This is a genomic window from Rhodopirellula sp. MGV (assembly GCF_002251265.1).
Taxonomy (GTDB): domain Bacteria; phylum Planctomycetota; class Planctomycetia; order Pirellulales; family Pirellulaceae; genus Stieleria; species Stieleria baltica_A.
The window spans coordinates 14,347-35,117 of record NZ_NPDI01000052.1 but is presented as its reverse complement, the minus strand read 5'-3'; the positions used below and the strand labels follow the sequence as shown (position 1 = coordinate 35,117).

19 protein-coding genes and 1 tRNA gene are annotated in these 20,771 nt (G+C 55.1%); 15 read left to right on the top strand and 5 right to left on the bottom strand.

What is annotated here, in order from left to right:
• The first annotated feature begins 140 nt into the window (after positions 1-140).
• From CGZ80_RS18685 to CGZ80_RS18640, 9 genes are all read left to right on the top strand, one after another.
• Positions 141-539 carry a PilZ domain-containing protein gene (locus CGZ80_RS18685; protein WP_094417205.1) on the top strand — a complete coding sequence of 133 codons (399 nt, stop codon included), beginning with the start codon at positions 141-143 and terminating at the stop codon, positions 537-539.
• Positions 540-647: 108 nt separating this feature from the next.
• Positions 648-1,412, top strand: coding sequence for a DUF1080 domain-containing protein (locus CGZ80_RS18680; RefSeq protein WP_233148150.1), 765 nt, complete (start codon positions 648-650; stop codon positions 1,410-1,412).
• Between the two features lie 798 nt (positions 1,413-2,210).
• Positions 2,211-2,894 carry a sigma-70 family RNA polymerase sigma factor gene (locus CGZ80_RS18675; protein ID WP_094410867.1) on the top strand — a complete coding sequence of 228 codons (684 nt, stop codon included), beginning with the start codon at positions 2,211-2,213 and terminating at the stop codon, positions 2,892-2,894.
• Positions 2,895-2,944: 50 nt separating this feature from the next.
• Positions 2,945-4,546, top strand: a complete 1,602-nt coding sequence (locus CGZ80_RS18670; RefSeq protein ID WP_094410891.1) for a serine/threonine-protein kinase — start codon at positions 2,945-2,947, stop codon at positions 4,544-4,546.
• 111 nt (positions 4,547-4,657) lie between these two features.
• A tRNA-Pro gene (locus CGZ80_RS18665) sits at positions 4,658-4,731 on the top strand.
• A gap of 336 nt (positions 4,732-5,067) precedes the next feature.
• Positions 5,068-5,685, top strand: coding sequence for a hypothetical protein (locus CGZ80_RS18660; RefSeq protein WP_094410866.1), 618 nt, complete (start codon positions 5,068-5,070; stop codon positions 5,683-5,685).
• A gap of 224 nt (positions 5,686-5,909) precedes the next feature.
• Positions 5,910-6,794 carry an RNA polymerase sigma factor gene (locus tag CGZ80_RS18650; RefSeq protein WP_094410864.1) on the top strand — a complete coding sequence of 295 codons (885 nt, stop codon included), beginning with the start codon at positions 5,910-5,912 and terminating at the stop codon, positions 6,792-6,794.
• Positions 6,795-6,897: 103 nt separating this feature from the next.
• Positions 6,898-7,653, top strand: a complete 756-nt coding sequence (locus tag CGZ80_RS18645) for an SDR family NAD(P)-dependent oxidoreductase (RefSeq protein WP_094410863.1) — start codon at positions 6,898-6,900, stop codon at positions 7,651-7,653.
• 35 nt (positions 7,654-7,688) lie between these two features.
• Complete coding sequence (locus tag CGZ80_RS18640; RefSeq protein ID WP_094410890.1) at positions 7,689-8,171, top strand: TIGR03067 domain-containing protein; 483 nt, start codon at positions 7,689-7,691, stop codon at positions 8,169-8,171.
• Between the two features lie 203 nt (positions 8,172-8,374).
• Here CGZ80_RS18640 and CGZ80_RS29135 read toward each other — a convergent pair whose 3' ends face one another.
• From CGZ80_RS29135 to CGZ80_RS18625, 3 genes are read right to left on the bottom strand one after another with little or no spacing between them, the layout of a single operon-like run.
• Positions 8,375-8,965, bottom strand: coding sequence for a DapH/DapD/GlmU-related protein (locus CGZ80_RS29135; RefSeq protein WP_315851393.1), 591 nt, complete (start codon positions 8,963-8,965; stop codon positions 8,375-8,377).
• A 56-nt stretch (positions 8,966-9,021) separates the two neighbouring features.
• Complete coding sequence (locus CGZ80_RS18630; protein ID WP_094410862.1) at positions 9,022-9,210, bottom strand: hypothetical protein; 189 nt, start codon at positions 9,208-9,210, stop codon at positions 9,022-9,024.
• Positions 9,211-9,262: 52 nt separating this feature from the next.
• Positions 9,263-10,231: an alpha/beta hydrolase gene (locus CGZ80_RS18625; protein WP_198953594.1), complete on the bottom strand. Its 969-nt coding sequence runs from the start codon at positions 10,229-10,231 to the stop codon at positions 9,263-9,265.
• Positions 10,232-10,608: 377 nt separating this feature from the next.
• On the opposite strand from CGZ80_RS18625, the gene CGZ80_RS18620 reads away from it, so the two are divergent.
• The 3 genes from CGZ80_RS18620 (at position 10,609) to CGZ80_RS18615 (ending at position 13,369) form a co-directional block, all read left to right on the top strand.
• Complete coding sequence (locus CGZ80_RS18620; RefSeq protein ID WP_198953593.1) at positions 10,609-11,514, top strand: AraC family transcriptional regulator; 906 nt, start codon at positions 10,609-10,611, stop codon at positions 11,512-11,514.
• 325 nt (positions 11,515-11,839) lie between these two features.
• Entirely contained in the window at positions 11,840-12,091 is a 252-nt protein-coding gene (locus CGZ80_RS27685; RefSeq protein ID WP_143543675.1) for a hypothetical protein, read from the top strand.
• 63 nt (positions 12,092-12,154) lie between these two features.
• Positions 12,155-13,369 (top strand): DUF1559 domain-containing protein, encoded by a 1,215-nt coding sequence (locus CGZ80_RS18615; RefSeq protein WP_094410887.1) that lies wholly within the window; start codon positions 12,155-12,157, stop codon positions 13,367-13,369.
• Positions 13,370-13,519: 150 nt separating this feature from the next.
• Here CGZ80_RS18615 and CGZ80_RS18610 read toward each other — a convergent pair whose 3' ends face one another.
• The gene (locus CGZ80_RS18610) at positions 13,520-14,185 is read right to left on the bottom strand and encodes a GntR family transcriptional regulator (RefSeq protein WP_094410860.1); all 666 of its coding nucleotides are present in this window, start codon (positions 14,183-14,185) and stop codon (positions 13,520-13,522) included.
• A gap of 135 nt (positions 14,186-14,320) precedes the next feature.
• On the opposite strand from CGZ80_RS18610, the gene CGZ80_RS18605 reads away from it, so the two are divergent.
• Positions 14,321-17,461, top strand: coding sequence for an efflux RND transporter permease subunit (locus CGZ80_RS18605; RefSeq protein ID WP_094410859.1), 3,141 nt, complete (start codon positions 14,321-14,323; stop codon positions 17,459-17,461).
• Between the two features lie 57 nt (positions 17,462-17,518).
• Positions 17,519-18,718 (top strand): efflux RND transporter periplasmic adaptor subunit, encoded by a 1,200-nt coding sequence (locus CGZ80_RS18600; RefSeq protein ID WP_143543674.1) that lies wholly within the window; start codon positions 17,519-17,521, stop codon positions 18,716-18,718.
• Between the two features lie 81 nt (positions 18,719-18,799).
• Here CGZ80_RS18600 and CGZ80_RS18595 read toward each other — a convergent pair whose 3' ends face one another.
• The gene (locus tag CGZ80_RS18595) at positions 18,800-19,768 is read right to left on the bottom strand and encodes an aldo/keto reductase (RefSeq protein ID WP_094410857.1); all 969 of its coding nucleotides are present in this window, start codon (positions 19,766-19,768) and stop codon (positions 18,800-18,802) included.
• 392 nt (positions 19,769-20,160) lie between these two features.
• On the opposite strand from CGZ80_RS18595, the gene CGZ80_RS18590 reads away from it, so the two are divergent.
• The gene (locus CGZ80_RS18590) at positions 20,161-20,763 is read left to right on the top strand and encodes a DsrE/DsrF/DrsH-like family protein (protein ID WP_094410856.1); all 603 of its coding nucleotides are present in this window, start codon (positions 20,161-20,163) and stop codon (positions 20,761-20,763) included.
• The last annotated feature ends 8 nt before the right edge of the window (positions 20,764-20,771 follow it).

The following is a 20,771-nucleotide window of genomic DNA, read 5'->3' as shown; positions in this document are numbered from 1 at the left end:
TGAGGGCCTTCCGTCAGTCGGTTGGCCCGCGCCTTAGCTGCAAGTTACGGTTGGTCGTTCCATTATCAATCGGATCACAGATCGGCTGACTTGGCTGATCGATCCGCGTTCGCCCACTGCTTGTTGCCCACCTTGCGAGTATGACACCAGCCTCCGCCGAGAATCGCCACGCTCATCGTCGCCCCATCCATGCGACCGTCCATCCCGTCGCACCGCCGATCCCGGTCCCAGAACCGCCGTTGGAACGGCGTCGTTCGGTGCGGATGCCCCAATCACTGGAAATCACCGTCCAACCTCTCGACGACGATTTTGCTCCCCGCGGCGAGTCGTACTTCGCGATCACCCGCGACGTCAGCGAAGGCGGACTTTCCTTTCTCGCCTCCAAGTCCGCCGACTTCGAATATGCGATGATCTCGCTGAATGATGTCGTTGCCCCGGCATTTTTGTGTCGCGTTTGCAACACCTCGTCAATCGACTGTACCGGCCCACAAAAATTCAGCCTCACCAACCTCGAGTACGTGTCGTCAAAGGCCAAGTAAGCCTGTTCGAGATTCTCTCGGTGATTGGTGCGGGCGTAGCCAACTTGCCCGCACAGGTTGGCTACAATTGCGAATCGGTGCCGCGTGAGGACATTCCCGCGGCACGAAGTGATTCCTTTCCCCACCAATCACCGCGAACTCGACATGCGCTACCTCCGTTCAATCTCCGCCGCGCTCCTATGCTGTGGCCTCGCCGCAACCGCCGTCCAAGCTCAAGACGAGAGCACCGTTGACGCCAAGTCACACGAGTTGACTGAAGCGGTCAACATGTTCAATGGCAAAGACCTCTCCGGTTGGTCAGGACGCGAAGATCTCTGGTCCGTTGAAGACGGCGAACTCGTCGGTCGCACGGTTGCCGAGAATCCGCTCAAGCGAAATACGTTTTTGATCTATACCGATCATCAACCCGCTGACTTCGAGCTGACGCTACAGTTCAAAATCGAAAACACCAACAGCGGCATTCAGTACCGCAGCAAAGTGTTGGATCAAGACAACTTTGTGGTGGGCGGTTACCAAGCCGACATCGATTTTGGCAATCGCTACGCCGGTATCCTCTACGAAGAACAAGGACGCGGCATCCTCGCCGAGCGTGGCCAGTCAGTCACAATCGGTGCTGACGGCAAAAAGGAAGTCAAGGAATTTGCTAACGGCGCGAAACTTGGCAATGGCATCCATCCCGGAAAATGGAACGACTACCGCGTCGTTGCCAAAGGCAATCACTTGCAACACTTCATCAACGGCACGATGACTGCCGAAGTGATCGACAACCAATCCGAAAAAGCTGCCACCAGCGGCGTCATCGCGTTTCAGCTTCACGTCGGCGACCCGATGGTCATGCGATTCAAAAACATCGTCCTTCATCCCGTCAAATAACCGATGGTTTAGACCAAAGCCGGCAGTTCCCCACGCGATCCAACACCGCCCGCAATCGCAAGCGATTGCATGCCGAGCCTCCCATCAGCCGCATTCGCGATAGCGAGCGGTTGTGTGCTCAGAATTCCCATCAACAACTAGGCGGGCCTTAGGCCCGGCTCAACATGCTGGGGTGACCAATTCCCAGGCCCTACGGACCTGGCTAGGAAACTCGCCGGGGCGTTGCCCCTAAAACGAAACGCCTCCAAGGCCGATCTCTTTCGAGCCTCAATGTCAATTGGTGCGTCCCAGACGGCGCATACGATGGACCGTCACCGCCGGCGAATGGTCCACCGGATCTACACCGTCGCACCCCCATCAGCCGCATTCGCGATAGCGAGCGGTTACGTGATCGAACTCCTACCAACAAGCGGGTCTTTGGCCCGGCTCGACGTGCTAGGGCAACGATTTACCAGGCCCTAAGGACCTGGCTAGGAAACTCACCGGGGCGTCGCCTAAAACGAAATGCATCCAAGGCCGAGGTCTTTCGAGCATTGATATTGGTGCTTCCCCACCACCCAATTACCAATTTGCAATGTTCATTTTGCAATTTGCAATCCACTCCCCAAATTTGCAATCCACTCCCCAAATTTGCAATCCACTCCCCACGCACCCCATCTCCCCACAACGCGATCACGTACCGATCCCGTTCCTCCAAACCGCCCCCGCGTCTCAACCTTCCCCCAACCAATCTCGGGTGCCCCACCACGCCAAACTCACCTCTTTTCGCTACACTACGATGACGCAAGGAGAGGTTGAATGACGAAGTCGATTTGGGCCGGTGACGATCAAACCGAAACGCTGCTTGGTGCCGCCAAACAGGGCGACGCCGACGCGGTGAATCAGCTGCTAGAAAAACATCGCGCCCCGATTCGGCGATTGGTCGAACTGCGTCTTGACCGGAAAGTCCAGCAACGCGTCGACGTCAGCGATGTTGTCCAGGACGTCATGGTCGAGGCCAGCGGGCGTCTGGACAAATACCTTTCCGATCCCTCGATGGCGTTCCATCTCTGGCTTCGCCAAATCGCATGGGACCGCATCATCGACACGTACCGACGGCACCGGGTCAGCGCCAAACGCAACATGGATCGCGAACAGCCGATTGCGGCTGCGTCCAGTCCAGATCAATCGACGCTCGAATTGGCGATCCAGGTTTGCGACCCAGCCCTTACGCCTGCCGCGGCTGCAACACAACGCGAGATCGCGCAAAAGGTCGAAGAAGCAATCGGCAAGATGAACGAGCAGGACCAAGAGATCATTGTGATGCGTCACTATGAACATCTCTCCAACCTCGAAATCGCCGAAGCGTTAGGTCTCAACGCCGCTGCGGCAAGCATGCGGTACCTCCGCGCCGTCCGCCGCCTTCGCGAAACCCTGCAGTCGGTCGACAACGGCAGCAGCTCCGCCGGCGGCGATTCAGTCGATACCGAGTCTTCGCCGTGAGTGTGCTTTCCGAACGCGACGAACAACGCTTAGCAGACCTGCTCAGCGAGATGACGGACGCGATCTGCCGTGGCGAACCCGTCGACTTTGACACCACCTGCCAGCAACACCCGGATCTCGCCGACGAGCTTCGTAAACTCTGGGGCGCTGTCTTGATCACTGACACCGCCGGCGTCAGCTCCGACGAGCTGGTCCCCCCCAAAGCCGACGGTCAACCTCGTTATGCGCGGCTGCAGCTTCCGACAACAATTGGCGACTACCAATTGCTTGAAGAGGTCGGACGTGGCGGAATGGGCGTCGTGTTTCGCGCCCGTCAACTTAGCCTTGAACGCGAAGTTGCCGTCAAGATGATCTTGCGTGGTCGCTTGGGAAGTGACGCCGACTTGCAGCGTTTTCTTGCCGAAGCGGCCGCGACAGCCAAACTAGAGCATCCTGGCATCGTGCCTGTTTATGACGTCGGCGATTTCGAAGGCCGGCCGTTCTTTAGCATGAAATACATCGACGGCGAAACGCTCGCCGATCGAGTTTCGCGTGCGCCCCTGCCACAACGTGAAGCCGCAGAGCTTGTTTCGCGGATCGCGCGTGCCGTGCAGTTTGCCCATGACCAAGGCGTCGTGCACCGCGATTTAAAACCCAGCAACATTCTGCTTTCCAAAGACAGCAGTGTCTTGGTGACGGACTTCGGCTTGGCCAAAGAAGTTCGTGCCGACGTTGACCTGACCCGCAGCGGCATGCTGGTCGGGACGCCAGCTTATATGTCTCCCGAACAGGCCGGCGGACGACGTGAGCTACTCGGCCCGGCAACCGATATCTACAGCCTCGGCGCGATCCTGTTTTACACGCTGACAGGCCGGCCACCGTTTGTTGCCGAGACGCCGGTGGAAATGGTGATGCTGGTGATCGAGCAAGATCCCAGCCCGCCGCGAGCTCTGCGGCCGGGACTCGACCGTGACTTAGAAATGGTGGTCGTGCGTTGTTTGCAAAAGCCCGTCGACCTGCGCTACGCCACCGCCGGTGACTTGGCCGACGATCTCGATGCGTTCCTGGCGGACGAAGTCGTTTCGGCACGAAGCGGCCACTTCAACCAAGTCGTCGCGCGGATCTTCCGAGAAACACACCACGCGGCCGTGCTGGAAAACTGGGGCGTGTTGTGGATGTGGCATTCACTGGTGTTGTTGGTTGCCTGCTACCTTACCTGGCAACTGGAATACCTCGGCGTGCAATCGCGTGTCATTTACATGGGGCTGTGGACGATCGGACTCGGCGCATGGGCCGGTGTCTTTTGGAAGCTACGGCAACGGATGGGCCCCGTGACGTTTATCGAGCGTCAGATCGCGCACGTCTGGGGCGGCAGCATGATCGCGATCGGCTGTTTGTTTCCGATCGAAAGCCTGCTCGGGTTACCTGTGCTGAAACTCAGCCCATTGTTGGGCGTGATCAGCGGGATGGTGTTTGTGGTCAAAGCAGGGATGTTGACGGGTCGGTTTTACTTACAAGCGATCGCCTTGTTTACCGCAGCGATTCTTATGTCGCTCGCGCCGCAGTGGGGGCATCTCCTGTTCGGCATTATTGCCGCTCTGTGCTTCTTCGTCCCCGGCTACCATTACTACCATCGCCGAAAGAAAAACGCCCCAAACCTTCGCACCTTCTAGCCGCCAAACAAACCACCAGAACAAATCGAATCGCATCTTCCCCGCCGCCAACCGGATCGACTATATTGCACCCGTCGCAAGCGTGTCTTTCATCACCCGCGACAAACCCATCGGGGCGTGGCTCAGCCTGGTAGAGCGCTGCGTTCGGGACGCAGAGGTCGCAAGTTCAAATCTTGTCGCCCCGACTGGTTTTCTAGCGATGTATCACTCGCATCTTCTTAGGTAGTGGATCTTGTCAAAGATCCTTCGGCCTTTCAGGCCCGCTCCGCGCCGGTGCGCTGGCTTGCGTTAGCCCTGACTTCTAAACAGCCAACCAATCGAGTCGAGTTGCAGCGAGCTGCTTTTCTTTGATTCGCACTCGCTAGCTGCCGCATGTTGAATCGTTGCATGGCGGTGCCGAATTCAGTTCCCCTTACACAGCTCCCTACTTTCGAGGCTGCCGTACAAAACCTTGCTGAATTTCCGTTTTCCATTCTTGAATGAGTTGCAGAAACGCATCTCGCGGCGGATTTTCATGATGTTTGTGGCTGCAGATAACCAAGACGGACGCGGGATTCGATGGAGTCGAGATTCACGGTGCGAATGGATATCTGATCGACCAGTTTTTGCGAGATTCGTCGAATCAACGCAGCGACGAATACGGCGGCTCAATCGAAAACCGACTACGTTTTCTCCGCGAAGTGGTTGCGGCAGTCACCAACACGTGGTCGGCGGATCGCACGGGCGTTCGCTTAAGTCCCACCATGAGTGGCAATGGGATGGCGAATAGTGATCCCATTGCGTTGTATTCGCGGACAGCGAAGATGCTCAGTGGGTTCCAGCTCGCCTACCTGCATGTCGCAGAAGCGATCCGACCGGGTCGACTCTACAACGCGGACGCGCCACGCGTGACACCTTGCATTCGAGCCGAATTTGAAGGCGTGCTATTTGCCAATGGCGGCTACGAAAAAGCGACGGCGGCGAATGCGATACGTGTCGGTGAAGCCGATGCGATCGTGTTCGGCCAAAAGTTCATCGCGAATCCCGATTTGCCCGCGCGGCTACGAAATGACGCACCGCTCAACGAGCCCGATGTCGCGACATACTATGCCCCCGGTGCTCTCGGCTACACCGACTACCCGTTCTTGGTCAAACGCTAGCGATTGCCATCGTCCAAACGCTTGTTCACTCATTTTGCAATCGCCTCAAACGTCCCTAGTTTCAAGTCGAAAAGCATGTCGAAACGGATCTGGATTCGAATGGCTCTCGCAGCAGGCTTCGCATTGCCGTTTTTTCTATCCAGATCTGTCACACTTCCCTTGCAGACATGTCTAAGGGCGATGGAAGCTGCGTTTTCACCTCCCCTAGCCACTGGAGTTCTGTCGTGCACAACCCATTCAGAGAGTGTGCCCCGGACGGTGCCACGGATGCCGATCTCGTCGAACAGGCGAAAAATGGCGACTACGACGCGATTGAGACACTGATTCTACGGCACCAAGCGTGGGTTTATAACGTTGCCGTACGAATGGTCTTCTCACCGCAAGATGCTGAGGTCGTGACGCAGGAAGTACTCGTCAAAGTCGTTACCAAGCTGAGTACGTTCAAGGGTGAAAGCAAGTTTCGCACTTGGCTCTACCGCATCGCCGCCAATCATGTTCTGAACATGAAACGACGCGGTGCCGAGACTCACGAAATGACGTTCTCCGATTACGGAGCAGCAATCGAACGCACGCCGGACTTGGACTTGCCGGATCCTAAAACGGTCCCGGTCGCACTGCCAATCCTGGTTGAGGAAGCCAAGACCAGTTGCACGATGGGAATGCTGCTTTGCTTGGATCGGAAACAACGACTGATTTTTACGCTGGGTGAGATCTTCGGTGTCACTGACGCAGTGGGCGGTGAAGTCTTGGAGATGACGGCGGTCAACTTTCGGCAATGTCTTTCGCGTGCCCGCCGTGATTTACACAACTTTCTGAACGATCAGTGTGGACTGGTAAACGCGAGCAACCCCTGCCGTTGCCCCAAGAAGACTCGCGGGTTCATCGAAGATGGCCATATCGATCTCCAGCATTTGATGTTTTCGCAGCAGCATCTCGAGAGAGTGCGCGATGTGGCAGACGAAACGGTTCGGGGAATCGATGATGTGGTCGAGCAGCAGCACGCTGCCCTCTTTCGCGAACATCCTTTCCTGCGACCGGCAAATGAGATTGACTGGTTACAGCGGCTGCTCAAACGAGATGACGTTCGCCGAACGCTGCGACTACTTTGAGAAAAGTTGAAGCAAGAATGTCACAGGCATTCCTGTTCTGTGTCTTTGAGATCAGTGATGGTTCTCATCGCAATCCGAACGCTAAACAGAATGAGCCTGAGACATGTCGAAACTGAAGAACAAGGTTGCCGTGGTCACCGGCGCATCAAAAGGGATTGGTGCCGGAATCGCCAAGCAACTCGCCGCAGAGGGCGCCGCGGTGGTCGTCAATTACGCCGCCGACCAGACTGGTGCCGATACCGTAGTACGTGAAATCCAAGAGGCTGGTGGCCTAGGGATCGCAGTTCAAGGTGACGTATCAAACGCAGCGGATGTGCGAAGGCTGTTTGCGGAAACACGAGCTGCCTTTGGCACGTTGAACATCGTCGTGAACAACGCAGGGGTCTTTCACTCCCAACCCCTCGAATCGTTCACCGAAGAGGAATTCCATCGCCAGTTCAATACCAATGTATTGGGCCCACTACAGGTGACACAGGAGTCGCTCAAACATTTCGGAGCGGACGGCGGGAGCATCGTCAACATTGGCTCCGGAGCCTCACGCTCACACCCCATTGGCTACTCGATCTATTCCGCCACGAAAGCAGGACTCGACGCTGTAACGGGCGTACTGGCCAAGGAGTTAGCATCGAGAAACATTCGGGTTAACTCCGTCAATCCCGGTGTAACGGTCAGTGAAGGCACGAAAGCGGCAGGGTTGTACGGCGTGAGTAGCGAGATGGAGAAACAACTGGTTGCGATGACTCCTCTGGGTCGAATTGGAACGCCCACCGATATTGCCAGAGTGGTCGCTTTCCTTGCGTCTGAAGATGCTGCTTGGCTAACGGGTGAAGTAATCCTTGCTTCGGGAGGATTGCGATGATGCCAATTTTTCACAAACCAATCCAGGAGAATACGATGAAGTCTCTAATGTTTGCCCTTGTCGTGCTAGCGGTCTCTCCCAGGGCGATGGCGGACGAGTCACCGACGAAGAACGCGAAGTCGAAGGACATCGAGCAGTCGCTGGAACACTTCGCGGGAAGCTGGGAGATCGTCGATGTGCAACCGCTCGGAAGCACGAAGAATGCCAAGCGATTGGTCTTCCGCAGAGACCGAACATACGCGGCGTTAGACGCAAACGCTCAGGAACTCTGGGCTGGGACCTTTGATCTCGACCCGACTACGGAGCCAAAGATCTGGGATCACCGCTCCAACGAATCAAAGGCGACGGGAGGTGATGCTCTCGGTATTTACAAGCTTGAAGGCGACAAATTGAAAGTTTGCTGTGTCGTCGGTGTCTGGAAGGACAAGGAGTGGACGGGGAAGCCACGTCCGAAAGAGTTCAAGCTGCCGGAAGCCGACGTCGTGCTGGAGCTGCGACGTGTCAAAACCGGCGAATAGTGTTTCGGCAACGGAGTGCGAGTCTTGTAAGTTCAAAGCGCATTGCCCTTGCCGCTACCACCTCAATTTTTTGCGGATTACTCCACCTTGACTTCGTTTGGGCGAGTCTTGGTGACGTGAAATTTTCAGCGCCGACTGACAGGCCAACTCCAATTCCACAATTGGCTTAGTGGTCGGCGTGGCCCGCTATTCTTTCTCTGTGCTCACATCTCTTCGGCAGCGTCAAAGTCGTCGATTTGCTTCAAAAGTTTGGCGGGTACACCGCCCACAACGGTACCAGCTAGCACGTCTTTGGTGACGACGGCACCTGCGGCCACGACCGCTCCCTCGCCAATCGTGACACCCGGCAAAATCGTCGCCCCCGCACCAATCCAAGCGTCCTTTTTGATAATGACCTCACGCGTTACCAAGGTCTTCCGAAGTTTTATCTCGACCGGGTGATCTTCCGATGTGATGTTGACCCGGGGGCCAATCATGACACCATCTTCGATTGTGATGCCGCCAAGGTCGAGAAACGAGCATGCGTGATTGATGAACACGCTCCTTCCAAGCTTGATGTTCCGCCCATAGTTCGTGTGCAGAGGAGGAAACAAAGTCGTGCTGTCGTCCACTTGTTGCCCAATAAGCTCCCCAAGGAAGCGCCGGACCTGATCGGTATCCGCAGCCCCGTTGAGTTTGGCCAAGTTGCGAATCGTAAGGTTCACCGCATCTGCAACCTGGCTGAAACCTGGGTCGTCCATCGGCACAGGTTCGCCAGATCGCAATCTTGTAAAGATGTTGTCGAGATTTTCCATGGGGATTGAAACCTAGCAGGGCTGATTGGCTGGGCCAACCGTGTAATCGTTAATCGCTATGTGCTCAGACTGATCGCGCCCAGTCGCTCCGTGTGGTTGGCGGCTGGGTCGATCATCGAGATGCGGATATTCGCGACCTCCTGTAACAACACAATCCGCAGCACATTCATCAAGTCGCAAAGAAACCATTTCGTTCGGCTATCGACCGCTTCAACAGAGCACGCCTTCAAATCGGTAACCGACAATGCGGAAGGGCGGTGCTGCTTGAGTGAAGTTGCGGCCGACTACCGGTTCGACCTAATTCTTTAGATTCTCATTGAAGAACGTTTCCAACTTTTCGAACGGAATGACGTTCACTCGGTCATAGAGATCAACGTGATTTGCACCCTCCACCCAGTACAACTCCTTTGGCTGCGACGCACGTTCGTAGGCATCCTCGCTGAACTCCTTCGAATGAGCTTGGTCACCTGCGATGAACAACAGGGGCCGCGGCGAAATCGTTTCGATGTCATTGAATGGATAGAAATTCATGAACTTGATATCGCCCGCGAGCGTGCGGTTCTGCGTTAATTCTGCGGTCCGGCCTTCGGGAACATACAGCCCGCGCGGTGTGCGGTAGAAATCGTGATACATCGCAGTTACCGGGTCAGCGTCCTTGGGAAGGTCGAATGGCAAGTAGTTCTGAAAAACTTGTTCGCCGGTCGTATATTCCTCGTACCGCAACTGTGCTGCTTTGGCCAGCAGCTCTTTGCGTTGCTCCACGGTCCGCGACTTGCCATAGCCGTTGCGTGTGACTGCTCCCATGTCATACATGCTCACAGTGGCGATCGCTTTCAGGCGGGGATCGATTTTGGCAGCGCTGATGAGAAAGCCTCCGCTTCCACACACGCCGATCGCGCCGATCTTTTCCGGATCAACGAATGATTGTGTGCCGAGAAAATCGACGGCAGCCATAAACGTTTCGGTAAACATAGCCGGTTCGACGGCGTTGCGAGCCATGCCTTCGCTTTCGCCCCAGAACGACAGATCCACTGCCAGGGTGACAAAGCCCCGCTCCGCCATTTTATTCGCGTACAAGGTGGCGCTTTGCTCCTTCACAGCCCCCATCGGATGGCCAACGATGATCGCGGGATTCTTTGTTCCCGGATTGACTGACTTGGGAACAATCAGGTTCCCGGCAATCGTCATTTGGTACTGATTCTTAAAAGTAACTTTCCGAGCAGTTACGTCGTCGCTTTTGTAAAAGTTGTCTGCTCCGCTAAGCATTTCTTGGGCTCCGGTGGGAGATGAATTGGATTGAATGGCGACCAGGACGGCGGCTAGGACAGAGCACCGAATTGCATGCGAAAGCAAGCCCCTGATGATCGCCCGCGGCCCGATGGGATTGAATGTGATTTTGGTTCTCATCTCGTTCCTTTCCGTTGGTAAAGCGGTCCACACCGTGCCCCGTTGTGATGTAGGCGCCCCGTTGTGATGTAGGCTGCAGCGAGTGTCCCCTGCCTGTAGATGCTATACCGATTACGGAACTGACCGGTATCCTATTCGTCCTCGCGACTAGCCTATTCCTACACGATTTGCATTTTTGGCATGACTGCCGATACGGAGCAGCGTACGCTTGGGGCATCGAAAGGGAGGAGAACTTGATGTCACCTGAGCTGAAAAAAATCGCACAGATCGCCCAACGCCACGCTACCGCGGATGGTGAGCTCCACACGTCTGTCCCAAGATTAACGATCTACCGATCCTCTTCTCCCACAGACTATGACGCAGTGGTTTACTTGCCGAGTCTTTGTGTCATCTTGCAGGGTGCCAAAGAGGTGGTCGTTGGAGGCGAGGCTTTTCGTTACGACCCGGCTCAATCCTTGTTGGTGTCCGTCGATATGCCAGCCGCAACCCGAGTTGTGGAGGCCTCTGCCAAAAATCCATGTCTCGCGATTCGCATCGAAATCCAATCCGTTGATGTGGCGGAATTGCTCGCGGGAGGCGCAATGGTTCCAGCGCGAACGTCGACGAGTCGCGGAATTGGCGTGATCCCCGTCGAGAATTCGTTACTGGATGCGATCAGACGCTTACTCGCGTTGATGGATACGCCAAACGATATTGAATCGCTTGCCCCGCTTATTCTGCGCGAAATTACTTATCGGTTACTTAGCGGTCCCGAAGGCATCCGGTTGCGACAGACAGCTGCTTCCGGAGGACCTGCACAGCGAATCGCTCGTGCAATCTCTTGGCTGAAGGAACACTTTGCAGAACCCGCTAAAGTCGAGAGTGTGGCCAGCCACGTGGGCCTCAGTCCATCAGCATTCCATCAACACTTCAAGAGAATGACTGGGCTAAGTCCGCTGCAGTACCAGAAGCGATTCCGACTTCAAGAGGCGAGAAGGCTGATGTTCAGCGAAGGTCTCGAAGCCGCCGAAGCCGCATTCCGAGTCGGCTATGAAAGCCCATCTCAGTTTGGCCGAGAGTACCGCCGACTATTTGGCGCCCCGCCTCGTCAAGACATCGCCGATCTGACAGCCAACAGCGCCGCTCCTGGCGTCTCTCACTGATGTGCCGTTCCCTACGAAGCAGTCATTTCCAATGGCGATATGGAACAACGTCGTTGGTTTACTAAAGGCTCGGACGCGGAGAATCGCGACTGTCTAAACCAGCGTTCTTGCGACATCACGCGATACGTTGGAACTTAAAAACGCCGATTACCCAAGCGGATAACTGACCAGACCTTCGGCTTCAAAAGTCAGTTGACCTCAAGACCAAGAGGCAAGCGAAACGGGCGGCTATTGTACGCGTGTCTATGGCTGCGATGTGCTGACGAATCTTAAATTTGTTCGTTTCTACATTTTCATCGTTTTTTGTTCTTTTCACGTGTGTGTAGTGAACAAGACCACTATAAACGCGGAGGGTGGCGAAATCGCGACCATAGGTGATTTTTTGTTCCTTTATCAAATACGTCAGATGATGCGATACGTTTTTTCTTGCCTGGTGTTAGCACTGTTAACTTTGAGCGTCGGATGTGGCGGCGACGAAACCGGTGTTGTGGCGACACAAGACGAGATGCAAGCTCATGCCGACAAGCATGGTGACTTGGGTCTTGATCCTGCAGCTTCGACCGACATCACCGACTGATTGCGTCGCTTCAAGTCGCGCTCGCTTTGATTTTCTCAGTCTCTCATTGGGATGTTTATTTTGATGTCACGAAAACAACGGACTCCAGCCGGGTTCACCCTGGTGGAGTTGCTGGTGGTCATTGCGATCATCGGTATTCTGGTGGGATTGCTTCTTCCCGCGGTCCAGGCGGCTCGGGAAGCAGCTCGACGAATGAGCTGCAGCAATAATTTCAAGCAGATCGGCTTGGCAATTCACAACTATCACTCTGCCTTCAAAAACATGCCGCTCGACGGCACCGGAACTTATAACTTTTCCGGAGCTCTCTATGACACGCCGAAAGCGACGCGTGGCGGCGGCGGTAACAGTTACAACCGACTCAGTTTCCTCGTTGGGATCACGCCCTATATCGAACAGCAAGCGCTGTGGGACACGATCAGCAATACTTATGTAACCAACGATGACATGGTTTGGCAGGCAATGGGACCGTTGCCGACAACCACGGTCGCGAAACTTGCCGCCTATCCATACGATCCCTGGGTAACTGATATTGCAACGTATCGCTGCCCTAGCGATCCGGGCAAAGGCCTTCCCAGCCTTGGGCGTACAAACTACGCCGCTTGCTGGGGCGACGCAAACCATGCGACTCGCGATGCGGAGTCCTACGTCAACCAGGCAGGACAGTCCAACGTGACTCACATCACGTACGTCCAAGCGGCATCACGTGGTGCGTTTATCTATCGTAAGAAGATGCAGTTTCGTGACATCCTCGACGGTTTGTCGAACACCATCATGTGCGGTGAAATCATCACCGACCTAGGCGACAACGATATCCGTTCAACGCCAGCCTACGCGGGCGGTCGCACAGCTGCCCAATGGGACGTCGGCGGTCTGCTTCGCTGTAAAGCCGGGATCGATCAGCAACGCCCCAAATTTTGGAGCTCGACCCAAGCAATCACTGCTTCGATCGAAGATCGCCGTGGATCTAAATGGATGGCAGCCAACGCTCTGTATACGTCGTTCTTCACCATGCTGGCGCCCAACACCGAGCTTTGCCACCACGGTAACTATCACGAAGAATACCTGGCTTCGATCAGCAGTCGTCACCAAGGCGGAGCTCATGTCTTGATGGGCGACGGTGCCGTTCGATTTATCACGGATTCGATTGAAGCGGGCGATTCGAACTCGGCTCAGGTGACGATCCACAACTACTTGCCGCCAGGATCGCAAAGTCCGTTTGGGCTTTGGGGAAGCCTTGGAACACGGGCGAGTGGCGAAACCGTCGAAGGCGAATTCTAACCGCCGCGAGAATCAACAGACGTTTCTCAAGATCGCTCAAATGTGATTGCTTGACAACGTCCATCTTCAACAGCGTACCGGAACTCGTTTCGGTACGCTTCTAAGAACTCGGCACTCGCCGCGGCAGCGATGATCAGCCGCTGCAACCGCTCAATCGCAAGCCTCCTGTTCGCTTTCGATTGATTCCGCAAACGAGTTCGAATGCTCGCGAAGCAGTCGCCCTAGCTCAACCGCGTCACTGTTTTCGATTGACGCGATCATCGCGTGGTGAGATTTCGCGTCGTCCAGGGGATCGGTCTGCCGTTGCTTGAGTCGGGAGTGTGTCCGGGCTTCGAATGCCAGCGACTCCCAAATCCGCAAGAGCACCGAGTTCGCCGACGCTTCAACGATCAACCGATGGAACGCGTGGTTTTGCTGGGCCTGGATCGCCGGGCGACGATTCTTTGCCGCAGACTCCATGCGTTTCACACATTCGCGGAGCGCCGGCAATTGCCCACAGAGCGCTGGGAGCGCCGTTTCGGCCGCTAGCGATTCCAAACTGGCACGCACCCGATAGGCCTCGGCCGATTCACGCGCGCTGACTTCACGGACACGCGTCCCCTTGTAACGTTCGGTTCGCACCAATCCGCTGGACTCCAGTTCCCGCAACGCCTCTCGGACAGGCGCCTGGCTGGTACCAAACTCTTTCGCAATCGCCAGCTCGGTGATTTTATCGCCTGGCTGATACGTTCGGTTGAGAATCCGGTCGGTCAAAGCGTCGCGGATCGAGTCGCAAACGCGTTCACGGACAAGCGGCGAGGTGGATTTTTTGGGCATAGTGGTTCGTAAAAGATTTGACCTGCAATCGATTATCGATAATCTTTAATTACCGATCGAGTCCGCTTTCGAGGGCCGATCCGTCGCCCTGGGCGACAGCTACACGGTCACTTTACATCAACGATCAAACAATCCATGTGGATAGTCGAACTGGCGCTGCGTCGGACATACACGTTTTTAGTCGCGGCAATTTTGATCCTGGTGTTTGGCTGTGTCAGCATTTGGAAAATGCCGACCGACATTTTTCCGGAGGTGGATTTGCCCGTCGTCACGGTGGTTTGGTCCTACCAAGGCATGCCCGCATCGGATGTCGAGCGGCGTATTGTGCTCAACAACGAGCGAGTTTTGTCGGCTTCGGTCAACGATATTGAGCACATTGAAAGCCAATCGCTCAATGGCGTCGGTGTGATTCGGATTTTCTTTCAACCCGATGCCGATATTGGGGCCGCTATCGCGCAAGTCAGTGCGACTTGCCAAACGGTGCTCAAGAACATGCCACCGGGAATCAACCCGCCATTTATCGTGCGATACAGTGCGACGAGTGTACCGATCGTGCAAATCGCTGTCAGCAGCGATACGTTGACGGAAAAAGAACTGTCCGATTATGCGGCGAACTTTATCATTCAACGCTTCGGGTCGATCCCTGGCGCTCGGGTACCACAGCCCTACGGCGGAAAGCCAAAGCAGATCATGGTCGATCTGGACCTGAATGCGTTGTACGCCCGCGGACTTTCACCAGCCGACATCAGCCGTGCCGTCAACGCCCAAAACCTGATCATCCCCGCCGGTGCTGCCAAAATCGCCGAAACCGAATTCAACATTCGCTTGAATAGCAGCCCCGAGCTAATCGAAACGTTCGAACAAATCCCGATTGAGACGAAAAGCGGTTCCCGCATTTTTTTGGGTGATGTTGCCACTGTCCATAGTGGCTTTCAAGTGCAAACCAACGTCGTCCGGCGAGACGGAAAACGCGCGGTCTTGATGACGGTGCTCAAAGGCGAAGGTGCTTCGACGCTGGAGGTCGTACGCGGCATTCGTGAAGCGTTGCCACGTATTCGTGCCCAACTGCCAGACGACCTACAGATGGACTTGTTATTTGATCAGTCCGTTTTCGTCGAATCGGCAATTGAAGGCGTTTTGCACGAGGCGGGAATCGCAGCTGGCCTGACCGCGTTGATGATCTTTGTTTTCCTAGGATCACTACGCAGTACGCTGATCGTGGTTGTCTCTATCCCTTTATCCATCTTGGCGTCTTTATCGATGCTGTGGATGCTTGGCGAAACGATCAACATCATGACGCTCGGCGGTCTGGCATTGGCGGTCGGGATCCTGGTCGACGATGCCACCGTTGAAATCGAAAACGTCCATCGGCACCTTCAGCAAAAAGTCCCGATACGACGCGCGATCCTGGACGGGGCACGGGAAATTGCCCAACCCGCGATCGTATCGACACTTGCGATTTGCATCGTGTTCATCCCGGTGGCGTTTCTAGATGGGCCGGCGTCGTATTTATTCGTACCATTTGCCATGGCCGTCGTGTTTGCGCTCGGGACAAGCTATTTGCTTTCGAGAACCTTGGTCCCCACGTTGATGCTAATGCTCGTTCGCCAGGAATCGGAACATGGTCCAAGCCGGTGGCCCAAACTTGCTCGCTGGCATCAAGCGTTCGAGAGCATCTTTAACAAGATCACCGCAAACTATGGTGAAAAGCTGGACAGGGTGCTCAACAAACCACGTCGCTGGTGTGTCCTCCTGCTCGGCATCATCGTCGGATCGCTCGCTCTCTTGCCGCTTGTCGGGAGAGACTTTTTCCCATCAGTGGACGCGGGACAATTTCGATTGCATGTGCGTGCCCCGGCGGGGACACGGATCGAAGAGACCGAAGTGATCTTTGGACAAGTTGAATCAGTGATACGCGAGATCGTGCCTCAGGACGAACTCGAATTGGTGCTGGACAACTTCGGTCTACCACCGTTTTTCACGACGATTGCCTACATTGACAACGACACCGTTAGTGTGTCCGACGGCGAGATTTTGGTTTCGCTGAATCCATCTCACGCACCAACGAACGACTATGTCCGCTTGCTGCGACAGGAGCTCCCCAAACGCTTTCCACAGTGCACGTTTTACTTCATGCCCGCCGACATCGTGGGCCAAATTTTGACGTTCGGCAAACCAGCCGCCGTTAATCTGCAGGTCGTCGGGACCAAACGCGAAGCAAACTTCGAACTCGCCAAAAAGCTCATGCAGCGTGTGCGAACGATCCCCGGCATGGTTGATGTACGACTTCGGCAAATCACCGACGCGCCGGAATTGAAAATCGATGTCGATCGGGCGTTGGCATCGGAACTAGAACTCGACCAGAGACAAGTTGCCGATAGCCTGCTTGTCTCGCTGGCTTCGAGTGTTCAGATCTCGCCAAACTTTTGGGTCAGCCCCGAAAATCGCGTCAACTATCGTGTCGCGGTCCAAACCCCACAGCGACGAATCGATGATGTCGAGTCGCTACTGCGCACGCCGCTATTCGGACAAGACGCCGAACAGACACAACTGCTGACCAACTTCGCAGGTTTGCGACGTGGCGAAACCGAAGCAGTAATCAGTCACTACAACGTTCAGCCAGTTTACGAGATCAGCGCATCGGTTGATCGCCGAGATCTCGCTGGCGTCGCGACTGATCTCCATCGCTTGATCGAGGAGACACAAGCCGACTTACCCCGCGGCAGCCAACTGGCACTGCGCGGCCAAATCGAAAGCATGGAAGAATCATTTCGCGGATTGTTGGGCGGACTAGTGTTCGCCATTTTGCTGGTCTATCTGTTAATGGTTGTCAATTTTCAGTCTTGGCTGGACCCGCTGATCATCCTCGGCGCCCTACCGGGATGCCTTAGCGGAATCGCATGGAGCCTGTTCGTTTCTGACACCACAATCAGCGTGCCCGCTTTGATGGGAACGATCATGTGCATCGGAGTTTCGACAGCGAACAGCATCCTGGTCGTCAGCTTCGCCAACGCACGACTTGCTGACGGTGCATCGACACACAATGCGGCGCAAGAAGCTGGCCAAACTCGGCTGCGTCCGGTCGTGATGACAGCCCTGGCGATGATCGTTGGCATGCTGCCCATGGCAATCGGCGCCGGTGAAGGCGGCGAACGAAACGCTCCGCTCGGCCGTGCGGTGATCGGTGGATTGCTTTTGGCAACGGTCTACACACTCGTTTTTGTTCCGCTGCTCTTTCGTTTACTGAAGCGATCCGACAACCAGCCGGCCGCGTGACCGCCGCAATTGAAAACGCTGAAGACCACACCGTCCCTACACTTCGAACTTCAAACGATGACACTATCCAGCAATGCGAAAGCTTTCCTCAGCTCAGTCACCACGATTTTGGCAACCATTGCAATCCTCGGTGGTCTCTTTGCATTTGGAGCTGCGCCGAAAATCAGTCGTCGCGACAAAGCACGTGCAATCGCACTTGATCACGCAACGCGTCCACCCCGTGTTACCGTTTCTAAAGTCGGCTTGACAGCTCCGTTCCACACATTTGTCTTACCTGGTAGCACCGTCGCTAATCAGGAGACCAGAATCTATGCTCGGGCCAAAGGCTATCTCGGAGAACAGCGAGTCGATATCGGCGATAGTGTTTCGGTTCGAGATGTGCTTGCGGTGATCGAAGCACCTGAGGTCCAAGCCGAACTCGATGAAGCAAAAGCATCGCTGTCACAATCACAAGCGGAACGACAACGCATCGATGCCGAACTAGGACTATCAAAAATACGCTTCGCTCGCGAGCAGAAACTCAGCCAAAGCCAAGCGACTTCGCAAGAAACGGTCGATCAACGAGAAGCAGAATACAAAGTCGCCTTGGCGGCCCAAAAAATGGCGTCGGCAACGATCGACGCGCGGCAAGCTCAAATCGAACGCCTGAAACAACAGATTCGCTTTCAAACGATCGAGGCCCCATTCGATGGTGTCATCACCGAACGAGCTTACGACGTGGGGGCGTTGATCACGGCAGATTCACCGGAAGACGCACCGGGGCTGTTCCGCCTTTCCGAGATTGATCGCCTTCGCGTTATCGTCGAGATCCCACAGCACTACGCCACAGCAATTTCGGTCGGGGACGAAGTCGGGATCTTTCGCGTCAACAACCGACAAGACCGTGTCCTTGCGTCAGTCACTCGTACTTCACGATCGATTTCTCCTGATGCCAGGACACTTCGTGTCGAAGTGCAAATTCCCAATGAAGACCATCGATTGCTTCCCGGGATGTATATCGAAGCGGAATTCAAAGTCAACCAACCGAGCCGCGTCCTGATTCCATCCGGAGCATTGATCACACGCGGAAGCGGCACCAAGGTAGCGGTCCTAGCCCAAAACAACACCGTTGCCTATCGAGACGTCACGGTGCTCCGCGATCAGGGTTCATCACTGGAATTAAGCGCCGGACTGGTCGGAGACGAAACGTTAATCATTCGCCCTGGTGATGACTTCAAAGAGGGGACGGTCGTGGATCCGGTTACGACACCGTCATAACCGCCGGCCAGAGCGAAATGCTGTGGTCGGTGGTGTCGACTGGAAAATAGGTCACCGAAAACCGTGTCGCGACGTTGACGATCATTCGACGTTTTGCGTTGTCGCGCTTGCCATATCGAGTTGTTCAACCTGTGCGTCGCTCAAATTCATGTCAGCAGCCTTCACAAGTTCCGATAGCTGCGTGACACTCGTTGCACTTGCGATTGGTGCGGTGATGCTTTTTCGGTGCATCAACCAAGCGAGTGAGACCACCACAGGTTGGCTTTGTTGGGCAGCTGCGACTTCGTCAAGTGCTTCCAAAATCTTGAAACCGCGCCCATTGAGATACTTTTCGCCAATCCCACCTCCACGAGCGCTCTTACTCAAGTCGTCTTTCGAACGATATTTGCCTGTTAAAAACCCACTCGCAAGCGAATAGTAGCTGATCACTCCAAGGCCTTCTTGGACACACAGCGGTTCTAATTCGCGTTCAAATCCTTCACGATCAAACAGGTTGTATTCTGGCTGCAACGAAATGTACGTTGGCAAGCCTTCGGATTCGCTTTCCTTAATCGCTTGGGCCAATCGATCCGCCGAGTAGTTTGACGCACCAATCGCGCGCACTTTGCCCGCCTTGATAAGTTCATCGTATGCCAACAGCGTCTCTTCGAACGAAGTGTCGGCATCGTCTTGGTGCGATTGATAAAGATCGATGTGGTCGGTCTGCAGCCGGCGCAGGGAATCCTCAACGGATTTTAAGATGTAGTCCTTCTTTAGTCCTTGCGAGCCGTCTCCCATCGGCATCCCTACTTTTGTTGCCAAGACGACTCGATCACGTTTGCCGCTCTTCGCAAACCATTTCCCAATGATTGCTTCGGATTCGCCACCCTGATTGCCCACTGCCCAGGCCGAATACATGTTGGCTGTATCAACACAATCAAAACCGAAGTCAACGAACGCATCGAGTATTTCGAAGGACGTTGCTTCATCAATGGTCCAACCGAAAACGTTTCCGCCAAGTGCCAACGGTGCGATGGAAAGTCCTGATTTACCAAGCTGATTCTTTTGCACTATTCGGTCTCCTAAATGGGACGCGTGATTGATCAACGCGACGTTGTCGCATCGCAGGCGTTAATAGCACCTAGCAAACTCTACTAAACCGCCAAGTTGCCCCCCGCCATCCACGTTGGCTTGCCGGTGAGGTCGCGGGACGAACCCAGGTACCCACAAGACGGCCAACAACCACATGCCGTCATGGTGTCGGTCGCCCCTCACGCAAGTGGCCACCGAATAAGCGTCAGATCGCGGAAGTTCGCTACATTCGATAGCTGCATTCGGTGTTTCCGCTGCTTTGGTTCGTCGCCAATTTTATCGTTCTCCAACGGCATCACAGATTTCTACAGCGTTGAAAAAACGGATCAACGCGTTGGATGGCCCTTGGATAACGAATGCCGAGTTTGAGCATGCACGGAACAACCCCCGAAACGCTTCACGAAGTTCTGAGTGGGAGCGAACAACTCAAACGACTTGAGAACCAAATTGAAAGCCTGCAACGTCAAGTCGCACAGCTGACCGAAACGACTTCTGATACCAATCAACTGAACCTCGTCGTTTTCGAAGGCTATCAAGATCGTCTACTCGCTGCCTTTGTGATAGCGACGGGCGCGGCGGCCTGCGGCATGGACGTTCGTATGTTCTTTACGTTCTGGGCAACTCCGGCACTTCGCCGAGGTGGAATGTCCGCCGGCAAAAAATCGGTGATCGAAAAAGCATTCGGCTGGATGCTGCCCGCATCGGCGAAGCGAACCAAACTGTCGCAGATGGACTTCGCAGGGATCGGCCGAGCGATGATGCAGCGTGAAATGCGTCGCAAGAATGTTGCGGACCTGGAAACGTTGATTGGCACCGCAGGCGACCTCGGTGTCAAAATCCAAGTCTGTGAAATGTCGATGCGATTGATGGGTATCGACCGCGCCGAGTTGATCGACTATCCCGACATGGACTACTGCGGCGTCGCGACCTTCGTCAGTCAAGCAGCGCAAGCCAACACGACGTTGTTCATTTAGGCGGACTA

Bases quoted from the DNA above. Each gene is read 5' to 3' on its own strand.
- CGZ80_RS18685 (WP_094417205.1), top strand. From the start codon at position 141: ATGACACCAGCCTCCGCCGAGAATCGCCACGCTCATCGTCGCCCCATC.
- CGZ80_RS18675 (WP_094410867.1), top strand. From the start codon at position 2,211: ATGACGAAGTCGATTTGGGCCGGTGACGATCAAACCGAAACGCTGCTT.
- CGZ80_RS18670 (WP_094410891.1), top strand. From the start codon at position 2,945: ATGACGGACGCGATCTGCCGTGGCGAACCCGTCGACTTTGACACCACC.
- CGZ80_RS18645 (WP_094410863.1), top strand. From the start codon at position 6,898: ATGTCGAAACTGAAGAACAAGGTTGCCGTGGTCACCGGCGCATCAAAA.
- CGZ80_RS18640 (WP_094410890.1), top strand. From the start codon at position 7,689: ATGAAGTCTCTAATGTTTGCCCTTGTCGTGCTAGCGGTCTCTCCCAGG.
- CGZ80_RS29135 (WP_315851393.1), bottom strand. From the start codon at position 8,965: ATGGAAAATCTCGACAACATCTTTACAAGATTGCGATCTGGCGAACCT.
- CGZ80_RS18625 (WP_198953594.1), bottom strand. From the start codon at position 10,231: ATGCTTAGCGGAGCAGACAACTTTTACAAAAGCGACGACGTAACTGCT.
- CGZ80_RS18620 (WP_198953593.1), top strand. From the start codon at position 10,609: ATGTCACCTGAGCTGAAAAAAATCGCACAGATCGCCCAACGCCACGCT.
- CGZ80_RS18615 (WP_094410887.1), top strand. From the start codon at position 12,155: ATGTCACGAAAACAACGGACTCCAGCCGGGTTCACCCTGGTGGAGTTG.
- CGZ80_RS18610 (WP_094410860.1), bottom strand. From the start codon at position 14,185: ATGCCCAAAAAATCCACCTCGCCGCTTGTCCGTGAACGCGTTTGCGAC.
- CGZ80_RS18605 (WP_094410859.1), top strand. From the start codon at position 14,321: ATGTGGATAGTCGAACTGGCGCTGCGTCGGACATACACGTTTTTAGTC.
- CGZ80_RS18600 (WP_143543674.1), top strand. From the start codon at position 17,519: ATGACACTATCCAGCAATGCGAAAGCTTTCCTCAGCTCAGTCACCACG.
- CGZ80_RS18590 (WP_094410856.1), top strand. From the start codon at position 20,161: ATGCACGGAACAACCCCCGAAACGCTTCACGAAGTTCTGAGTGGGAGC.